Annotated in this window: 18 protein-coding genes; 11 read left to right on the forward strand and 7 right to left on the reverse strand. The window is 64.3% G+C overall.

From position 1 onward, the window contains the following. The first annotated feature begins 126 nt into the window (after positions 1 to 126). The 6 genes from ACFOJ9_RS34175 to ACFOJ9_RS34200 are packed head-to-tail and all read left to right on the forward strand — an operon-like array spanning position 127 to position 6,575. Positions 127 to 897, forward strand: a complete 771-nt coding sequence (locus ACFOJ9_RS34175; protein ID WP_378985865.1) for an IclR family transcriptional regulator — start codon at positions 127 to 129, stop codon at positions 895 to 897. Continuing rightward, the gene (locus ACFOJ9_RS34180) at positions 897 to 2,177 is read left to right on the forward strand and encodes a Tm-1-like ATP-binding domain-containing protein (protein WP_378985867.1); all 1,281 of its coding nucleotides are present in this window, start codon (positions 897 to 899) and stop codon (positions 2,175 to 2,177) included. The genes ACFOJ9_RS34175 and ACFOJ9_RS34180 overlap by 1 nt, the downstream gene beginning before the upstream one ends. After that, entirely contained in the window at positions 2,174 to 2,842 is a 669-nt protein-coding gene (locus ACFOJ9_RS34185) for an HAD family hydrolase (protein WP_378985869.1), read from the forward strand. Before ACFOJ9_RS34180 ends, ACFOJ9_RS34185 begins: the two co-directional genes overlap by 4 nt. A 21-nt stretch (positions 2,843 to 2,863) precedes the next feature. Continuing rightward, the gene (locus ACFOJ9_RS34190; RefSeq protein ID WP_378985871.1) at positions 2,864 to 4,213 is read left to right on the forward strand and encodes an aminotransferase class III-fold pyridoxal phosphate-dependent enzyme; all 1,350 of its coding nucleotides are present in this window, start codon (positions 2,864 to 2,866) and stop codon (positions 4,211 to 4,213) included. A gap of 56 nt (positions 4,214 to 4,269) precedes the next feature. Continuing rightward, entirely contained in the window at positions 4,270 to 5,556 is a 1,287-nt protein-coding gene (locus ACFOJ9_RS34195; protein ID WP_378985873.1) for an aminotransferase class III-fold pyridoxal phosphate-dependent enzyme, read from the forward strand. Beyond that, positions 5,553 to 6,575, forward strand: coding sequence for a phosphotransferase enzyme family protein (locus ACFOJ9_RS34200; RefSeq protein WP_378985875.1), 1,023 nt, complete (start codon positions 5,553 to 5,555; stop codon positions 6,573 to 6,575). Before ACFOJ9_RS34195 ends, ACFOJ9_RS34200 begins: the two co-directional genes overlap by 4 nt. A gap of 30 nt (positions 6,576 to 6,605) precedes the next feature. Here the strand turns inward: ACFOJ9_RS34200 and hpaH are convergent, their stop codons facing one another. The 5 genes from hpaH to ACFOJ9_RS34225 are packed head-to-tail and all read right to left on the reverse strand — an operon-like array spanning position 6,606 to position 11,220. Further along, positions 6,606 to 7,412 (reverse strand): 2-oxo-hept-4-ene-1,7-dioate hydratase, encoded by an 807-nt coding sequence (gene hpaH, locus ACFOJ9_RS34205; protein ID WP_378985877.1) that lies wholly within the window; start codon positions 7,410 to 7,412, stop codon positions 6,606 to 6,608. Beyond that, complete coding sequence (locus tag ACFOJ9_RS34210; RefSeq protein WP_378988239.1) at positions 7,409 to 8,281, reverse strand: fumarylacetoacetate hydrolase family protein; 873 nt, start codon at positions 8,279 to 8,281, stop codon at positions 7,409 to 7,411. The genes hpaH and ACFOJ9_RS34210 overlap by 4 nt, the downstream gene beginning before the upstream one ends. Before the next feature lie 28 nt (positions 8,282 to 8,309). After that, on the reverse strand, positions 8,310 to 9,290 hold the full coding sequence (hpaD, locus tag ACFOJ9_RS34215) for a 3,4-dihydroxyphenylacetate 2,3-dioxygenase (protein ID WP_378985879.1): 981 nt from the start codon (positions 9,288 to 9,290) through the stop codon (positions 8,310 to 8,312). A 14-nt stretch (positions 9,291 to 9,304) separates the two neighbouring features. Further along, on the reverse strand, positions 9,305 to 10,822 hold the full coding sequence (gene hpaE, locus ACFOJ9_RS34220; RefSeq protein ID WP_378985881.1) for a 5-carboxymethyl-2-hydroxymuconate semialdehyde dehydrogenase: 1,518 nt from the start codon (positions 10,820 to 10,822) through the stop codon (positions 9,305 to 9,307). 11 nt (positions 10,823 to 10,833) lie between these two features. Beyond that, complete coding sequence (locus ACFOJ9_RS34225; RefSeq protein ID WP_378985883.1) at positions 10,834 to 11,220, reverse strand: 5-carboxymethyl-2-hydroxymuconate Delta-isomerase; 387 nt, start codon at positions 11,218 to 11,220, stop codon at positions 10,834 to 10,836. A gap of 134 nt (positions 11,221 to 11,354) precedes the next feature. Here ACFOJ9_RS34225 and hpaR point away from each other — a divergent pair, with 134 nt between their 5' ends. Continuing rightward, positions 11,355 to 11,831, forward strand: coding sequence for a homoprotocatechuate degradation operon regulator HpaR (hpaR, locus tag ACFOJ9_RS34230; protein WP_378985885.1), 477 nt, complete (start codon positions 11,355 to 11,357; stop codon positions 11,829 to 11,831). 332 nt (positions 11,832 to 12,163) lie between these two features. On the opposite strand, the gene ACFOJ9_RS34235 is transcribed toward hpaR, so the two are convergent. Then, positions 12,164 to 12,673, reverse strand: a complete 510-nt coding sequence (locus tag ACFOJ9_RS34235) for a flavin reductase (protein WP_378985887.1) — start codon at positions 12,671 to 12,673, stop codon at positions 12,164 to 12,166. A gap of 6 nt (positions 12,674 to 12,679) precedes the next feature. Further along, positions 12,680 to 14,224 carry a 4-hydroxyphenylacetate 3-hydroxylase N-terminal domain-containing protein gene (locus tag ACFOJ9_RS34240; RefSeq protein WP_378985889.1) on the reverse strand — a complete coding sequence of 515 codons (1,545 nt, stop codon included), beginning with the start codon at positions 14,222 to 14,224 and terminating at the stop codon, positions 12,680 to 12,682. Positions 14,225 to 14,317: 93 nt separating this feature from the next. Between ACFOJ9_RS34240 and ACFOJ9_RS34245 the strand changes: the two genes are divergently transcribed. The 4 genes from ACFOJ9_RS34245 (at position 14,318) to ACFOJ9_RS34260 (ending at position 17,794) form a co-directional block, all read left to right on the forward strand. Further along, positions 14,318 to 15,187, forward strand: coding sequence for a helix-turn-helix domain-containing protein (locus ACFOJ9_RS34245; protein ID WP_378985891.1), 870 nt, complete (start codon positions 14,318 to 14,320; stop codon positions 15,185 to 15,187). A 222-nt stretch (positions 15,188 to 15,409) separates the two neighbouring features. Next, the gene (locus tag ACFOJ9_RS34250; protein WP_378985893.1) at positions 15,410 to 15,898 is read left to right on the forward strand and encodes a hypothetical protein; all 489 of its coding nucleotides are present in this window, start codon (positions 15,410 to 15,412) and stop codon (positions 15,896 to 15,898) included. Between the two features lie 187 nt (positions 15,899 to 16,085). After that, the gene (locus ACFOJ9_RS34255) at positions 16,086 to 17,180 is read left to right on the forward strand and encodes a transporter substrate-binding protein (protein WP_378985895.1); all 1,095 of its coding nucleotides are present in this window, start codon (positions 16,086 to 16,088) and stop codon (positions 17,178 to 17,180) included. Next, a complete protein-coding gene (locus ACFOJ9_RS34260) occupies positions 17,177 to 17,794 on the forward strand; it encodes an ANTAR domain-containing response regulator (protein ID WP_378985897.1) in 618 nt (205 codons plus the stop codon). The genes ACFOJ9_RS34255 and ACFOJ9_RS34260 overlap by 4 nt, the downstream gene beginning before the upstream one ends. Positions 17,795 to 17,812 lie beyond the last annotated feature (18 nt).

The raw sequence follows: 17,812 nt of genomic DNA on the forward strand, positions 1-17,812 counted from the left end.
GTCCCATGCACTCTGGTGGTCGGTTCATTATTTGAACCATTATTTTGAATATAGACTTGCAAACAAAGCCGATGCCTGTCAAGTTAATTCACACGTTAAATGATTGATCCGAGCGGAGAGGCAAATTTGGGTACGGTCGGAAAAGCGATCTCACTTCTGGAGCTGTTCACCGTCGACGAGCCCGAGCTCGGACTGTCCGATCTGGCGCGCCGCTCGGGCTTCGACAAGGCGACGACGCGGCGGCTGCTGATGGCGTTGACCGGCCATGGTTTTGTCGAGCAGGATACCGGCACGCGGCACTATCGCCTCGGTGCCGGCCTGTCGCGGCTGGCGCGCATCCGTGAAGCCCGCTTTCCCTTCCTGCAGACGGCTGTTCCACTGGTGCGGGATCTGGCGGCATCGACGGCCGAGACCGTGCATCTGTCGGAATTCGGCGCCGACACGCTGGTCACCGTCCATGTCGAACATCCGGCCTGGGCAAACCGGGTCAACATCGACATCGGCCAGCTTCTGCCGCTGCATTCGACCGCCTCCGGCATCGCCTATCTGGCCTTCGCCCGCGACGAGACCGTCAAGGCGTGCCTGGCGGGTTCGCTCTACGCCTTCACGGCGCATACGCTGATCGAGCCGGCCGCCATCTCAAGATCGATCGGCGAGGCGCGCGAGCGCGGCTATTCGATCTGCGACCAGGGTTATGAGGAAGGTGTGATCAGCGTCGCGGCAGCGATCCTCACGGCGGACGGCTTTGCGCTCGGCACCATCGCGGTGGCCGCGCCGAAGGCCAGAACGACGGCAGCCGCGATCGCGGAACGGGGACTTGCCGTGATGGAAGCGGCACGGGAGATTTCGATGCGCCTCAACGGCGAGAACCTGCAAACCCTGAGGAGGCAGGCCTGATGTCTGCAGACACTGCGCCCCGCATCCTGGTCATCGGCACCGGCGACACGAAGGCCGAAGAGCTGTTGTTCATGAGAGAGTGCATCGAGGCATCGGGCGGCAGCGCCGTGATGATGGATGTCAGCGTGCTCGGCGACCCGCCCTACAGCCCGGATCACGACAAGCATGCCGTTGCCCGCGCCGTGGATGTGACGATATCGGAGATCGTCTCGAGCGGCGACGAGAACACCGCCATGACCCTGATGGCCGGCGGCGCCGTGCAACTGGCGCGCAAGCTCCATCAAAGTGGCGAGATCGATGCCTTCATCGCCATTGGCGGCTCGATGGGGACCGATCTGGCGCTCGACGTGGCGCTCTGCCTGCCGCTCGGCGTGCCGAAATTCGTTGTCTCGACCATCGCCTATTCGCATCTCATTCCGCCCGAGCGCGTCGCCCCCGACCTGATGATGATCCTCTGGGCTGGCGGATTGTACGGCCTCAACAGCATCTGCAAGCTGGTGCTGTCGCAGGCCTGCGGCGCGGTCGTCGGCGCGGCCAGGATCGTGCTTGAGGCCCGCGCCTCGGCGCCGGCCATCGGCCCGACCATTGGCATGACCTCGCTCGGCGGCAGCTGTCTGCGTTACATGAAGACGCTGAAGCCGGCGCTGGAGCAGCGCGGCTATGACGTTGCCGTCTTCCACACCACCGGAATGGGCGGCCGCGCCTTCGAATCGATCGCCGGACAAGGGCATTTCTGCGCCGTCTTCGATTTCAGCCTGCAGGAAATCACCAATCACCTGGCCGGCTCCGTCGTCAGTTCCGGCGCGGATCGGCTGGAGAATGCCGGCGCCCGCGGCATTCCCCAGATCGCTGCCCCTGGCGCCGTGGATATGGTCGACCTGCCGACCTGGCAGGATCTGCCGGCCAAATTTTTGCAACGTCCGTTCCATGCCCACAACAGGCTGATTGGCTCGGTCACTGTCGATGCCGATGATCGCCGCAAGGTCGCCAGAACCATCGCCGCCAAGCTCGGCGCCGCGAAAGGCCGCTCCGCCTTCATCCTGCCGGTCGGCGGCATCCAGGAATGGGATACGCAGGGTGAGCCGCTCTATGAACCCGAAGCCCTGGCCGCCTTCGCCGATGAAATGCGCAAGGCCATTCCCGCCGACGTGGAGTTCCACGAGATCGACGCCCACATCAACAGCGACGACTTCGTCGGCAAGGCGCTCGAGATCTTCGATCGCTGGGTCGAGGAGGGCATCGTCCCGCGCGGCATGCCGGTCAAGGGAGTGGCCGCGTGAGCGCTCTGCCGGCCCAGGCGCTTGTCCTTGATTTCGGCGGCGTCGTCACCCGCACGCTGTTCGAGACGCATGCCTTGACCGAACAGGCGCTCGGCCTTGCGCCGGGAACGCTGCAATGGCGCGGGCCGTTCGATCCGGACAGCGATCCGCTGTGGCGCGCGATGCAAGCCGATGAGATCAGCGAGCGCGACTACTGGCGCTCCCGCACCAGTGAGGTTGGCCGTCTGGTCGGCGAGGACTGGCAGGCGATAGAAACCTTCGTCCAGCGTGCGCGCGGCGCCGAGCCAGAAAAGGTGGTGCGGCCCGAAGCCGACAGCGCCATCCGTGCCGTGCATGCAGCCGGTTTTCGGCTGGCGATCCTGTCCAACGAGCTCGACCTGTTCTACGGTGCCGACTTCCGCCGGCGGCTGCCGTTGCTCGGCCTGTTCGACACAATCGTCGACGCGACCTATACCGGCATCCTCAAACCCGACCCTCGCGCCTATGCCTTGGTCACCGAGGCGCTCGGCCTGCCTGCCGGTACTTGCGTCTTCGTCGACGACCAGCAGCGCAATGTCGATGGCGGGCGTGCTGCCGGCATGCGTACGGTCCATTTCGACGTTGCCCGGCCAGCACTTTCCTATGCCGAAGCACTCGGCCATTTCGATCTCATCCCGGTTGCCTGAGACCATTTGCGGAGCCTTTTCATGCGCGACATCAACTTCCTTACCGAGACGAACGCCAAGCCGATCTGGCACCCGATGGCGCATCCGGCCGAGATGCGGGCCAACCCGCCAAAGGTGATCATGAAGGGCGAGGGCGTGATGGTCACCGACATCGCCGGCAACACCGTGCTCGACGCCGTCGGCGGCCTGTGGAACGTCAATCTCGGCTACAGCTGCGACCCGATCAAGAAGGCGATCGCCGACCAGCTTTCGGCGCTGCCGTACTATTCCGGCTTCCGCGGCACTTCGACCGGCCCGTCGATAGAGCTCGCCCACGAACTCTGCGAATGGTTCCAAGGGGAAGGCATGGTGCGGACGTTCTTCACCTCGGGCGGTTCGGATTCGGTCGAGACGGCGCTACGGCTGGCCCGGCAGTACTGGAAAATACGCGGCCAGGCAGACCGCACCAAGTTCCTCGCGTTGAAGAAAGGCTATCACGGTACGCATTTCGGCGGCGCGTCGGTCAACGGCAACGCCAATTTCCGCCGCAACTACGAGCCGCTGCTGCCCGGCGTTTTCCACATTCCCGCGCCCTGGACCTTCCGCAACCCGTTCGACGAGACCGATCCCGAGCGGCTGGCGAAGCTGTGCGCCAGGGCGCTGGAGGACGAGATCGCCTTCCAGGGCGGCGACACCATCGCCGCTTTCATCATGGAGCCGGTGCTGGGCGCCGGCGGCGTCATCGTTCCGCATGAGAGCTTCATGCCGCTGGTGCGCGAGATCTGCGACCGCCATGAAATCCTGCTGATCGCCGACGAGGTGGTGACTGGCTTCGGCCGCACCGGCGCCTGGTCGGGCTCGCGGCTGTCGGGCGTGAAGCCCGATTTTATGACCATCGCCAAGGCGATCACCTCCGGCTACTTCCCGCTAGGCGCCACGCTGATCGGTGGAAAGGTCGCTGATGTCTTCGAGGCCGACAAGACCAGTTTTGGTGCGATCGGGCATGGCTATACCTATTCCGGCCACCCGGTCGGTTGTGCGGCGGGGCTGGCGGCGCTTGCCGAGACCAAACGGCTTCGCCTGAACGAAAATGCGGCGGCGCGAGGTATCGAACTCGCGGCCGTGCTGGAAGGGCTGAAGGCCAAGCACGCCATCGTCGGCGATGTCAGGTACAAGGGCCTGATGGCGGCGCTGGAACTGGTCTCGGATCGCACCACCAAGAAGCCGACCGACAAGAAAACCATGGCCGTGGTTTCGGAGGCGGCCTACGAAGCCGGCGTCATGCTGCGCGTGTCCGGCAACACCGTCATCTTGTCGCCGCCGCTCATCATCACCGCCGCCGATGTGACGAAGATCGGCGAAGCGCTGGGTGCAGGCTTGTCGAAGGTCTGACGGATCGACTGTTACAACGGAGTTTTGGTACACAGATGGCTCAATCGCAGGAAAAAATGGCTGAGGAAGCACTGGTTAGCCGGCGTTCCCGCCTGCTTGGCGCGAAATCGCAATTGTTCTACGACGAGCCCGTGCATCTGGTGCGCGGCGAAGGCGTCTGGCTCTACGATGCCGATGGTCGGAAATATCTCGACGCCTACAACAATGTCGCGCATGTCGGCCACTGCCACCCGCATGTGGTCGAGGCCTTGTGCCGGCAGGCAAGCCTGCTCAACACCCACACGCGCTATCTGCACACCGCGATCCTCGACTATGTCGAACGGCTGACGGCGACTTTCGATGCCAGCCTGTCGACCGCCATCCTGACCTGCACCGGCAGCGAGGCCAATGACATCGCGCTGCGCATGGCGCAGGCCGCGACCGGCCGCATGGGCATCATCGCCACCGACGCCACCTACCATGGCAACACCACGGCGGTTTCGCAGCTCAGCACGCGCATGCCGCCGGTCGGTGGCCGCGCCCGCCATGTCAGGCTGGTGCCGGCGCCCGATAGTTTTCGCCACCCGGATGCGATGGCCAATGGCAAGGCGTTTGGCGATGCGGTGCGCGAAGCGATCGCCTCTCTGGAGCAGGATGGCATCGGCCTGTCCGGCATCATCCTGTGTCCGCTGCTCGCCAATGAAGGATTTCCGACGCTCCCATCCGGATTTTTCGACGACGCGATGCGCGCGGTGCGTGACGCCGGAGGATTGGTCATCGCCGACGAGGTGCAGCCTGGCTTCGGCCGCACCGGCAGCCATTTCTGGGGCCATCAGCGCGCCGGCTTCGTGCCCGACATCGTCACCATGGGCAAGCCGATGGGCAACGGCCATCCGGTCGCCGCCGTGGTCACCACCAGGGATATATTGGCGACCTTCCGCAACGCCTTCCGCTACTTCAACACCTTTGGCGGCAATCCGGTTTCCTGCGCGGTGGCCAATGCCGTCCTCGATGTCATCGAGCAGGAAAATCTTGTCGCCAACGCGCGCGATGTCGGCGCCTATGCGCTCGGACTGCTGCGCCCGCTGGCCGAGCGCCATGAATGCATCGGCGAGGTCAGGGGCGCCGGCCTGTTCTTCGGTGCCGAACTGGTTCACGACCGCAAGACGCGCGAACCCGCGCCCGACATCGCCGAGCAGGTCGCCAACCGCATGCGCCATCGCGGCGTGCTGATGGGCAAGACCGGCATCCACGGCAATGTGCTCAAGATCCGCCCGCCCATGCCATTCTCCCGCGACAATGCCGACTTCCTGATCGGCGTCCTCGACGAGGTGCTGGGTGAAGTCGGCGGAGTGAAGGCGTGAGCGCTGTTTCCGCGCAATCCGAGCCCGAGACGGCAGCCGATGTCACGGCTCTTGCCAGGCGTGCGCTCGAACTTTGGGGCATTCGTGAGGGTGAGCCGGAGCTGCTGAAATACCGCGAGAACGCGGTCTTCCGCATCCGCTTGCCCGACGGCCAGCCGGCTGCCATGCGCATTCACCGGCTCGGCTATCACACCGATGCCGCGTTGCGTTCGGAACTGCAATGGATGGGCTTTCTGCAATCCGCCGGGATCGCGACGCCGTCTGCGGTCGCCACGTCGGCCGGCGATCTGTTCGTGCTCGTCAGCACGGCCGCCTCAGTGCAGCCCCGGCAAGCCGATTGCCTGAGCTGGCTGGAAGGCCGCGCCGTCGGGGCGCGAGGCGTGCCATTGGATTACACGCCCGAGCAGGCAAGACAGGTCTTCACGGCGATCGGGCGAACCATCGCCCACATGCACAATGCCACGTCTACCTGGGGGCCTCCGCCCGGCTTCGCCCGCCACGCCTGGGATTTCGACGGCTTCTTCGGCGCGAACCCGACCTGGGGCCGCTTCGAGACCTCGCCCTTCCTCGACGGCTCCCGTCGCGAGCTGGTTTTCCAGGCGCGGGAAAAGGCCGTGAAGGCGCTGACGGAGCATGAACGCAGCGCCCGCAATTTCGGCATCATCCACGCCGATCTGGTGCGCGAGAACGTGCTCGTCCACGAGGGTGCGATCCGCATCATCGACTTCGACGATTGCGGCTATGGCTGGCACATGTACGACCTTGCCGTTGCGCTGTACCAGAACCGCGAGGAGGCGATCTATCCGCTGATCGAGGCCGCTCTGCTCGACGGCTATCGGCAGGAGCGGGAGCTGACGGCGCAGGACGTCGCCGCGCTGCCGCTGTTCTCGGCATTGCGCGCCTTTGCCTTCCTCGGCTGGGTGCAGAGCCGCGTCGAAGGCGACATCACCAGGGATGTCGGCATGCGCATGTCGGCCATCGCAGCCGATGTGGTGATTGCCTACCTGCGTAGCGAATAAGGACTGCTGTGCGGGCTGACGATAGAACCGTTAGCCCTTCGCGAAATGAATGCTGACGGTTCCCGAGCTGCCGAAATCGGCGACGATCGTGTCGCCGGGCCGCGCCTCGACCGGGCGCACGAACGACCCGGAGAGAACGACCTCGCCCGCGGCGATCGACATGTCGTAGCGGGCGAGCCGGTCCGCCAGCCAGGCGATGCCCATGGCGGGATGGTTGAGCACGCCGGCGCCAAGCCCGGTCTCCTCGACCTCGGCGTTGCGCGAGACGATGGCGCCGATCCAGCGCATGTCGGCTTCCTCAGGTCGCTGCGACCGGCCGCCGATGACGATGCCGGCATTGGCGGCATTGTCGGAAATCGTGTCGAAGAAGGTGCGCGCCTTCTTCGTCTCGGCATTGACGCGCTCGATGCGCGTATCGAGGATTTCGAGCGCCGGCGTGATGTAGTCGGTGGCATTGAGCACGTCGAAGATCGTCACGCCAGGACCCTTTAGCGGCGCCTTCATGACAAAGGCGATCTCGGCCTCGACGCGCGGCTGGATGAAGCGGCCGGCCGGCACCGTCGCGCCGTCGTTGAAGAACATGTCGTCGAACAGCACGCCGGAATCCGGTGTGTCGATGGCGAGCGCATATTGCATTGCCTTGGAGGTCAGGCCGATCTTCCAGCCCTTCGGCTTCAGCCCGGCATCGATCTTGCGCGTCACCAGCGCCGCCTGCACGCGATAGGCATCTTCCATCGTCGCCTCGGGAAAATCGAGGCTGAGCAGACGGATCTGACGGCGCGACCGCTCAGCCTCGAACAGCCGCGTGGCGGCGTCCTCCACTTGCTCCGGGGTCATTGCGCTGCCTCGTCGACGACGCCGTTTTGAAGCACGCCGAGGCCATCGGCCTCAACCTCGATCACATCGCCGGGCTTCAGCCAGATCGGCGGCTCGAAGCGGGCGCCGGCACCCGTCGGCGTGCCGGTGACGATGATATCGCCCGGCACGAGCGTGGTGAAGGTCGAGACATAGGCGATAATCCTGCGGAACGAGAAGATCATCCGGCTGGTGCGGTCCTGCTGGCGCAGCTCGCCATTGACGCGGGTGGTCAGCGCGATGTCGGCGATCTGCGCCTCGTCCGTGAACGGCACCAACCAGGGGCCGATCGAGCCGCTGCGGTCGAAATTTTTGCCTTGCGTGACGTTGAACTTGGCATGCCGCACCCAGTCGCGGATCGTGCCCTCGTTGCACAGCGACAGCGCCGCGATATGGCCGAGCGCGTCGGCCTCGGCGATGCGCCGTCCGGCCTTGCCGATGACGATGACGACCTCGCCCTCATAGTCGAGCTGCGAAGAGTCCGGTGGCCGCACCAGCGGCGCGCCATGGCCGACGAACGAACGGGGAAAGCGGATGAACAGCGACGGATTAGAGGGTGCCGCCTGGCCGTCCTTGTACTCCTCGTTGCGGTCCGGATAGTTGACGCCGACGCAGATGATCTTTTCCGGCGACGAGATCGGGATTTCGTAGGCGATGGCGTCGAGTGGGAAATCGATTGGGAACGCCTCGGCCTCTTCCGCCAGCCGCCGCAAGGCGCCGGCCTCGATCACTTCCCGCAGCGTCGGCCACTGGCCGTGGCGCGCCGACAGATCGACGACGCCCTTGCCTGATATCGCGCCATAGCGCGCCTTGCCGCCGACGGTGAAGGTGGCGAGCCGCCCATGTGCAATCATGCGGGTCTCCTCGTCAGGTCCATAGTCACGGCGCAATGATCGGCGAAGCCGTCAAATCCGGTTGGCGTGCCTTGGCGCCGGCAAACAAGCTGCCCTCCTCAAACCAGCTTTTCGGCGCCGGTGCGCCCCACAGCGTCTGGCGCTGCGGGTCCTTGAGATCCCACTTGATCGGCTCGAGGTCCGGATCGACCGTCTGGTAGTCCGAACAGTAGATCTCGATGCGGTGGTTGTCCGGATCTCTGACATAGAGGAAGAAGGCGTTGGAGATGCCGTGCCGGCCGGGGCCGCGTTCGATGTTCGGCAAATAGCCGGTCGTTGCCATCAGATCGAGCAGGTCGATGATGTTGAGCGGCGTCGGCACCCAGAAGGCGACGTGGTGCAGGCGCGGCCCGATGCCGTTGGTGAAGGCGATGTCGTGAACGCCGCCCTTGCGGTGCGTCCACGCCGCCCACAGCTTTCCGGTTGCAGCATCCTCGGTGTATTCGGTGACGCGGAAGCCGAGCTCGTTGTAGAAGGCGACGGACTCGTCGACATTGGGCGAGAAGCAGTTGAAGTGGTCGATGCGCAGCGGCTTGACGCCTTTGTAGAGTGCATATTTCTGGTGGATCGGCGGCAGCCGCTCCATCTGGGCGTAGAATTCAAGCGGAATGCCGTGCGGATCGCGCGTGCGGAAGGTGCGCGACTGGTAAGGCCGTTCGACCCATTCCACCGGCAGGCCCTTGCCTTTGAAGAAATGCACTGCCTTGTCGAGATCCTCGTCCGAGAAGACCTTGAAGCCGAGGTCGCGCGCTTCGGCCGTGGCCGCCTTCTTCAGCACGATACAATGGTGCCCACGCTCCTCCAGCGCCCTGAGATAGATGGTGTCTGATGTCTCGTCGGTGACCTGCAGGCCGAGCGTATCGACATAGAACGCTCGGGATTTGGCGAGATCGGTGACGGCCAGCTCGACATGGCTGAGGCGCACGATGTTGAAGGCGGGATAGAGATTGGGCTTGGGCAAGGGCATCTGATTTCCTCCGGTCAGCCGCCGAGTTTCTGGATCGCGTGCTCTGTCGTCGCGAAGGCTACGTTCTTCGTCTCCATGTAGAAATCGAAGGAATGGTCACCGCCGTCGCGGCCGATGCCGGAATTCTTGACGCCGCCGAACGGTGTCGGCAAATGGCGCACATTCTCCGAATTGACCCAGATCATGCCGGCATCCAGCGCGTCGGTGAAGCGAAACGCGCGGGTGACGTCCGAGGTCCAGAGATAGCCGGTCAGGCCGTATTGCGTGTCATTGGCCAGCGTCAGCGCGTCAGCCTCGTCCTTGAAGGGAATAGCGCTCAGCACCGGCCCGAAAATCTCCTCCTGCGCGATGCGCATGCCGTTGGTGACGTTGGTGAACAGGGTCGGGCCGACATAACAGCCGCCGCCCGGCCCAACGACCTTGCCGCCGCCGACGGCGAGCGTGGCCCCCTCCGACCTGCCGATGTCGATATAAGACAGCACCTTCTTTTCGTGCTCCGGATGGATCAGCGGACCGACCACCGTTTTCGGATCGAGCGGGTGGCCGACGACGATGCGCTTAGCCCTCTCCGCGACTTTGGCGGTGAAGCTCTCATAGATCGGGGCTTCGATCAGCAGGCGCGAGGACGAGGTGCAGCGTTCGCCATTCAGCGAATAGATCATGAACACCGCGGCGTCGGCGGCGCGCTCGAGATCGGCATCGGCAAAGACGATCACCGGGTTCTTGCCGCCAAGTTCGAAATGCACGCGCTTCAGCGTGTCGGCGCCTTGGCGCATGATCATCGAACCGGTGCGGCTTTCGCCGACAAAGCCGATCGCCTTGATGTCGGGATGCTCGGTCAGCGCCTTGCCGGCGTCTTCACCCAGACCGTTGACCAGGTTCCAGACGCCTTTCGGCAGGCCGGCCTCCTCGGCGATCTCGACGAGCAGGCGAGCGGTTAGCGGCGAGAATTCAGCCGGCTTATGAACCACGGTGCAGCCGGCCGCCAGCGCCGGCGCGATCTTCCAGGTCGACAGCATGAACGGCGTGTTCCACGGCGTGATGATGCCGACCGGGCCGATTGGCACCCGTGTGGTCAGGTTGACCTGGCCCATGGTCCGCAGCGTCTCGCCGTCGCGCGCTTCGGGCGCACGGTCGGCGAAGAAGCGGAAATTCTCGGCACCGCGCAACGCCGCCTTGGCCATGAACTTCAGCGCCTGGCCGGTATCCATGCATTCGACGAAGGCGATCTCCTCGGCACGCGCCTCGATCGCGTCGGCGATTCTGTGCAGCAGCTTCTTGCGCGCTTCGCCCGGCATGGCGGCCCAGACCGGGAACGCCGCCTTTGCCGCCTTGGCGGCACGGTCGATGTCGACGGCTCCGCCGCGTGCGACTTTGGCCAGCGGCTTCAGATCGACCGGCGACAGCGTTTCAAATGTCGCGCCGTCGAGCGCCGGCACCGCCTCGCCGCCGATCTGGTTCAACACGCCATCGCGCTTGAAGCGGGCCAGATAGGCCTCGGCCTTGTTCAGATTGCCTTGCAGGTCGGACATATCGGGTTCCGTCACTTGCCGCGCAGTCGCGGGTGGATTGCGTTTTTCTTCCAGCTCAGCACGGGGTCGATTTCCCGGATCTCGAGCGACAGGGCGAAATGCGGGGTCTCGAACAGGGTCGCAAGGTATGCGCTCACCGCCGCGAAGACGGCTTCGCCGGTCCGCTTCTTGTCGTCGGCGCTGCGGCCGGTGCCGATGCGAAACGACATGTCGAGAAAGGCGTTTTCCGGCAGCCTGTCGGCCACAGCGTAGGCCTCGGCGCGAAACGCCCGCACCCGCACGGCGCCGGTCTCGAACAGCCCGGTGTCCAGCACTGTGCGCAACACCAGAGCGCACAATTCGCCCATATCGACCTTGGCATCGAGATTGGCCGAATACTCGATGGAGAAGTGAGGCACGGCGTTTCGTTCCCTGGGTTATTGCTTTGTTGTAGTTAACGTGTTAATTACATGCAGCATGCGCGAAGTCAAGTCTTGCATCGGGCTTGGCGCAACGATACGGGATGGAAAGGTCGGGTTTTGGCACGCGGTCCATGCTGGCCAAAGACCCGTTGACGACCGCGATATTGGGGACGTTCTTCTTGCTGCCTGAAAACACTCGTCGTTCCCTGCCGATGGCGCTTCTTCATGCCCGCGAAGCGGTGATGGTGCGGTTCCGCCCGATGCTTGCGGCGCATGACGTGACCGAGCAGCAATGGCGCGTGCTGCGTGTGTTGAGCGAAGCCGGCCCGGTCGAGGCAACGGAGCTTGCCGATCGCGCATCGGTTTTACCGCCCAGCCTGACGCGTATCATCAAGGCGCTCGAGGGACGCAAATTCATCACCCGCAACAAGGCCGAAGGCGACGGCCGCCGCGTCGTGCTGACTATTGCGCCTGCCGGTTCCGCCCTGATCGATGCGCTTTCACCAGAGCGTCGCGTCATTTATGACGACATCGAACAACGTTTTGGCCACGAGAAGCTTGAGCAGCTGCTCGATCTCCTGGAGAGCTTGATCGACGGCGAGAGCTGAGCGCTACGGCGGGCGCTCGTGTTAACGGTCCCCATGCCTCGAAGATTGGCGAAAACTCCCATCGTTTCGTCATCCTAGGGCGTAGCAAGGAGCGAAGCGACGCGGCGCAGACCCTAGGATCCTGCCGCGACTTCCGAGCGCTGCCACGGTGCAAAATCTGCAATATGCCGAGTGGCGCCTGTTCCTGCACCGCTGCGGTCTTCATTCGCCTCGCGGCATGGATCCCAGGGTCTTCGCGACGGAGCTTCGCTCCTGCTCCGCCCTGGGATGACGAAGTCGAGAGGGCTTCGCCTCCGCTCATAGAATCCCCTGTCTGCACTACCAGCGAAAACTCACCCGCCAAAGCTGCCAAGCCGCGTCGGCTGCGTGTAATTGCGGTCGACATAGAGCAGGGCCGAGCCGCCGCTGCCGTGCCTGACATCGATGACGCGGCCGATCATGACATTGTGCGTGCCGACGACATGCACAGTCTCGATCTCGCAATCGAAATTGACGATCGCATCCGACAGCGCCGGCGTGCCTGAGGTCAGCGTCTGCCATCGCGCCGCGGAATAGCGGGCTTCCATGTCCCTGGTCGCGCCGGCGAACTTTCCCGCCAGATGCATATGGTCATGCGTCAGCACGTTGACGCAGAAGCGCTGGTTGGACAGGAACATGGCGGCCTGCGTAGAACGTCCGTTCATGCAGACGAGCAGCGTCGGCGGCTCGTCGGAAACGCTGCACATGGCGGTGGCGGTGAAGCCGCCGCGTCCAGCCGGCCCGTCGGTGGTGACGATGTTGACCGGCGCGCAGACCCTCGCCATGGCGTCGCGGAAATCGGCTTTCGAAATCTGCGTGGCCATCTGATTTCACTCGGCCATTGAGGCAAGCGGGTTGAGCCAGGTATCGCCGGTCCAGCCACTCTCGTCATAGTCGGCCATGCAGGTGTCGACCAGCTCTTCCATCGCCTTCAGCCGGCCGCCGCGCTCAGCCCCCTTCAGCACCTGCAGCCGCACCTCTTCCGGCGCGCCGGCATAGTTGAGCTCGTAGAGCGCGTGGCGGCCGCCGAACTCGGTGCCGGTGGCGTCCCACAACAGCTTCATGATCTTGATGCGCTCGATGTGACCCATATCGTTGGAGCCGCGCACATATTGCGCGAGATATCTGTCGATCTCGGGGTTGTTGAAGTCGCGCACCGATGACGGCAGGTAGATCAGCCCCGAGGCGATCACCCGGCGCACGGTATCGATGACGCGCGGATAAGCTTCCGACATGAAGGTCCGGTAGGCCAGTGCTGCTTCCAGATTGGGCAGCACCGCGCCATTCGCCCACGGGATCGGGTTGTAGGCCATGGCGTTGGAAAAACTCCAGAACATGTGCCTGAGCGCAATGACCTCGCCAAGCGCCGCCTGGTTGCCGCGGAAGGCATCGCCGCCGGTGGCGCGCAACGCCTTGGCCAGCAGGCCGGCGAGGAAGTCGAGCTTGACGGCGAAACGCGTGCAGCCCTGAAAACAGTAGCCATGCATGAAGCCCGACGCCGGATGGAAGGACAGGATTTTCTGCGCGTCGCGCAGCACCAGAACGTCCTCCCAGGGGATGAAGACATTGTCGAGCACCAGGATCGCGTCGTTCTCATCGAAGCGTGACGACAGCGGATAGTCGAAGGGTGCCGCCACCGTGTTGGCCGTCTGCTCGTAGGAAACGCGGCAGAACATCTTGATGCCCGGCGCATTCATCGGCACGATGAACATCACCGACAGCGACGGATCCTCGGTGACCGTCGCCGAGCCCTGCGCTAGGAAATTGTAATGGGTCAGCGCCGACGACGTCGCCACCACCTTGGCGCCTGACACGTAGATGCCTGCGTCCGTCTCCCTGGTGATGTGCACGAAGACGTCCTTCACCTGTTCGGCCGGCTTGTGGCGGTCGATCGGCGGGTTGACGATGGCGTGGTTCATGAACAGTGCGGCTTCCTGGGCACGTTTGTGCCAGGACAGAGCATTGTCCTTGAACGGCCCGTACCAGTCGGCATTGGCGCCGAGCGTGTTCATCAGCGCCGCCTTGTAGTCGGGCGTGCGCCCCATCCAGCCATAGGACATGCGCGACCACTCGGCGATCGCCGTCTGCTGGGCGACAAGCTCGGCGGAGGACTTGGCAACGCGGAAATATTTGTGGGTGTAGCCGCCCGAGCCGGTGTCGGTCGGCGAAGTCAGCGTGTCCCGCCGCTTGGCGTCATGCAGGGCGTCGTAGAGGCGTGCCAGCGACCGCGCCGAGTTGCGCATCGAAGGATGCGTGGTGACGTCGGCAATGCGTTCGCCGTTGATATAGACCTCGCGGCCGTCGCGCAGGCTCTCCAGATACTCGGCACCGGTGAACGGGCGTCCCTTGTCGGCGCGGAAGTCTTCTGATCGCATGATGGTCCCTCCTCTTAAGCCGCAACCCTAGCGCCCGGGGCATGCATCGGCTATGGACGGAACGGCAAAACCGATTGGACTTTTTCCGGCGCCATGAGCCAGAATTCCATCCCCGACTTCTTCGTCTATGGCGAGCCGGTGCGGCCGCTCGATGTCGGTTTCCTGCATGTCGAGACGGTGCTTGCGCGCAGCAATATCCATCTTGGTCAGGTCGCGGCGCACAAGCATCCACAGATGGGCCAGATCACCTACTGGACCAGCGGCTCCGGCGCCTATCGCATCGAAGACCGGTCCTGGGACTTTTCGGCGCCCGCCGTCAGCTTCGTGCCGAGCAATGTCGTGCATGGCTTCTCGATCGGGCCCGGCACCGACGCCGTCGTCGTCTCGGTCGCCGACGGCGCGCTCGCCGCAATCGCCAGTCACAGCCTGCTGCCGCTGGACAGGCCGGTCTTCGCCGACGGTCTGCCGCAGCACGCAGCGTGGGCGAGATTGGCGGCGGTGCTGGAGATGATCGCCGCCGAATATGCCGAGGCGCAAGCCGGCAACGACAGGGTCCTGCCGGCGCTGATCGCCGTCGCGCTCTCCCACATCGCGCGCCTCAGCCCTGAGGTGAAGGACTCCGCAACCTCTTCCGACGCTTCGCTGGCGCTGGAGTTGCGCCGACTCGCCGATGCGCATTTTCGCGACAACTGGCCGGTCGACCGCTATGTCGAGGCGCTGGCCACGACACCGCATCTTCTCGACAAGGCCGCCCGCGCGGTGCTGGGCAGCGGCGTCAAGCGCATCGTCAGCGAACGGCGGCTGCTAGAAGCCAAGCGGCTGCTGCTGTTCACCGTACGCACGGTCGAGGACATCGCCTACGAAATCGGCTTCGACGACCCGGCCTATTTTTCACGGTTTTTTCGCGAACGGGTCGGCGAAGCGCCCGCCGCCTGGCGGAGGAAGCAGTTGCAGGGGCATTGATCCGCCCGCTGGAGGATGCGGCCCTTGCGGCTCGCATCCGGTTTCCGATGGCCGCCCCCCGGCGCGAGCCCGCTTCCGCCCGCTTCCCAGTCGCCGGCCATGATGCAGCCATGGCCACTTTTTCGTGAAGTTGCACGGGTTGATCCGATCGCCTGTTTGCCTAGGTAGAAGGAGCGGCGGGCGCCACGCAAATCCTACAATCGGGCAAATCCCACAATCGGTATGACATTTTCCTGTATTCGAAAGCTTGCCCTTCCTGTTCTCTTCGTCGGCATCCAGTCTTCCTGCGTCATTCCCGACGATACGTCGCGCATCGCCAAGGTTGACCCCACCGTGGCGGCGGCTCGCAAGGAGATGGTCGGGCTCAGCGAGGCCGACGTTCGAATGTGCGCGGGGTTTCCGACCGCCACCGCGGATGCTGGCCAATCGAGCCAGATCTGGACCTATAAGCGCGTCGTTCAGCGCGGCAATCTCAGCGTTGTCGTCCCGACCCTGGCGGTCGGTGCGATCCCGGCGGTCGGCGGCTCCGTAAATGTCGCTCCCGGCGGTTATTGCGACACGCAAATTCGCATGGTCGACGGCCGCGTCGCCGAAGTTGCCTACGCTGGCGACAACAATTTGCCGAACAGTCGCGATGCGCTTTGTGTCAGCACGGTGGACGCCTGTGTGGCCTATGCTCGCCAACACGGTCGGAGGCCGGCAGCCAGATAGCTGACGGCGACGAAACAGCGATGGCATGGGTGTTGCACGCGGATATTGTTGAGGGCTTGACTGACCGCCCGTACGGAATAGGTTAGTGATTGGAAAAATACCGGCTCTGATCGCCGGGCGGCAAGAATGCCTCGTATGCCTCGCCCTCCGGCGCTGGCTGCGGGGCATTGTCATTTTGGGGATCTGTTTGAAACGGCGCATCGAGATCGGTATCCTCTATTCCCGCTCGGGGAGCTATCAGCTCGTCTCCGATGCGTGCCGCATGGGCGCCATGCGGGCGATCGCCGACATCAACGCCGACCGGAGCTCAGGCATCGAGCTGGTGCCGGTCGAGCGCGATCCGCAGAGCAACGCGGATCGCTACGCGACGCTCTGCGAGGACATCTTCAAGACCAGCAGCGCCCGCCATGTGGTCGGCTGTGTCACCTCCTGGAGCCGCAAGGAGACGATCCCGGTTTTGGAGAAAGCCGGCGGCATGCTCTGGTACGCCTGCCCCTATGAGGGCTTCGAGGCCAACGAGCACGTCGTCTATATGCACGCTTGCCCCAACCAGCATCTGGTGCCGCTGATGGCCCATGTCGTGCCGCGCTTCGGCGCCAACGGCTTCCTGCTCGGCTCGAACTATATCTGGGGTTGGGAGATGAACCGCGTCGCACGCGACCTGATCGCCGATGCCGGCGGCAAGGTCCTGGGCGAACGCTATCTGCGTATCGGCGAGACCGACGTGTCGCGCCTGATCGCTGAAATCCGGGCCACGCGGCCGAACTTCATCCTCAACAATTTGATCGGCACCTCGTCCTACGCCTTCCTGGCTGCCTATCGCGACTTGGGCAACGAGGATCCGGCCTTCAGCCCTGAAATCTGCCCCGTCATCTCCTGCAACCTCACCGAGGGCGAGTTGCCGGCGATCGGCGAATCCGGGAAAGGCCATTTGTCGGTCGGGCCGTATTTCGCGCCGCGCCCGGCCGCCTTCGCCTCGTCCTTCGAGGCCTCCGCCTATGCGTCGGTGCAAGTGATGGCCGACGTGCTCTCGCGCGATGCCGACGCCGGTCGGGCGGAATTCTCAAAAGCTTTTGCCGAACGGCGCTTCACCACAAGGCTCGGGCCGATCGCCATCGACGCCCACTCCCAGCACGCGACATTGCCGGTGATCATCGGGCGCATCGCGGACGGCTTCTTCGAGGTCGTCAGCCGGCAGCACGAGGTCGCGCCGGACCCGTATCTGTCGCGCTACGACCCGGCAAAAACATTCGGCCGCCCGCGCCTGAGGGTGGTGTCGTGACCAGAACACCACGCATCCCCAATCTCGGTGGCGCCAGGGCCTTCATCCTGCATCGCCAGCATCCGACGGTGCAGGCGATCACCAGGCAATTGTCGGCCATCGGCCTGGTCACGCTGGACTGTTGGCCGGAACTGCCGCCCGAAGCGCTCGCCGCCGATTTCGTCTTCTTCGATGCCGATCTCGGCTTCGACGAGCAATTCCCGTGGAAACCGGGCGAAGCGCCGATGCCGCTGGTGGCGCTGATCGGCTCGGAGGCGCCAGGCCGCATCGAATGGGCGCTGTCGCACAAGGCCGACGCACAGTTGCTGAAGCCGGTCGGCAATGCCGGCGTCTACAGCGCGCTGCTGATCGCAAGGCAGAGTTTCGAGGCGCGAAAACATCTGGCCAGCGAGATTGCCTCGCTTCGCCAGCGCGTCGCCGAGCGCCAGACCATCGTGCGCGCGGTGACCGCGCTGTCCAAGGGTACCGACGACGAGCGCGCCTATGCGCAGCTTCGCTCGCTGGCGATGAGCTGGCAGATCAGCGTCGAGGATGCCGCACGCCGGATCGTGGCCATGACAAGTGAAGAAGCAACGGGGGAAGAAGGCGGCGATGACCAGTCCCATCGCGCCTGATCTCCCGGCAGCCGGGCG

Origin of the sequence: Mesorhizobium cantuariense, assembly GCF_042647205.1 — a bacterium.
Taxonomy (GTDB): Bacteria; Pseudomonadota; Alphaproteobacteria; order Rhizobiales; family Rhizobiaceae; genus Mesorhizobium; species Mesorhizobium cantuariense.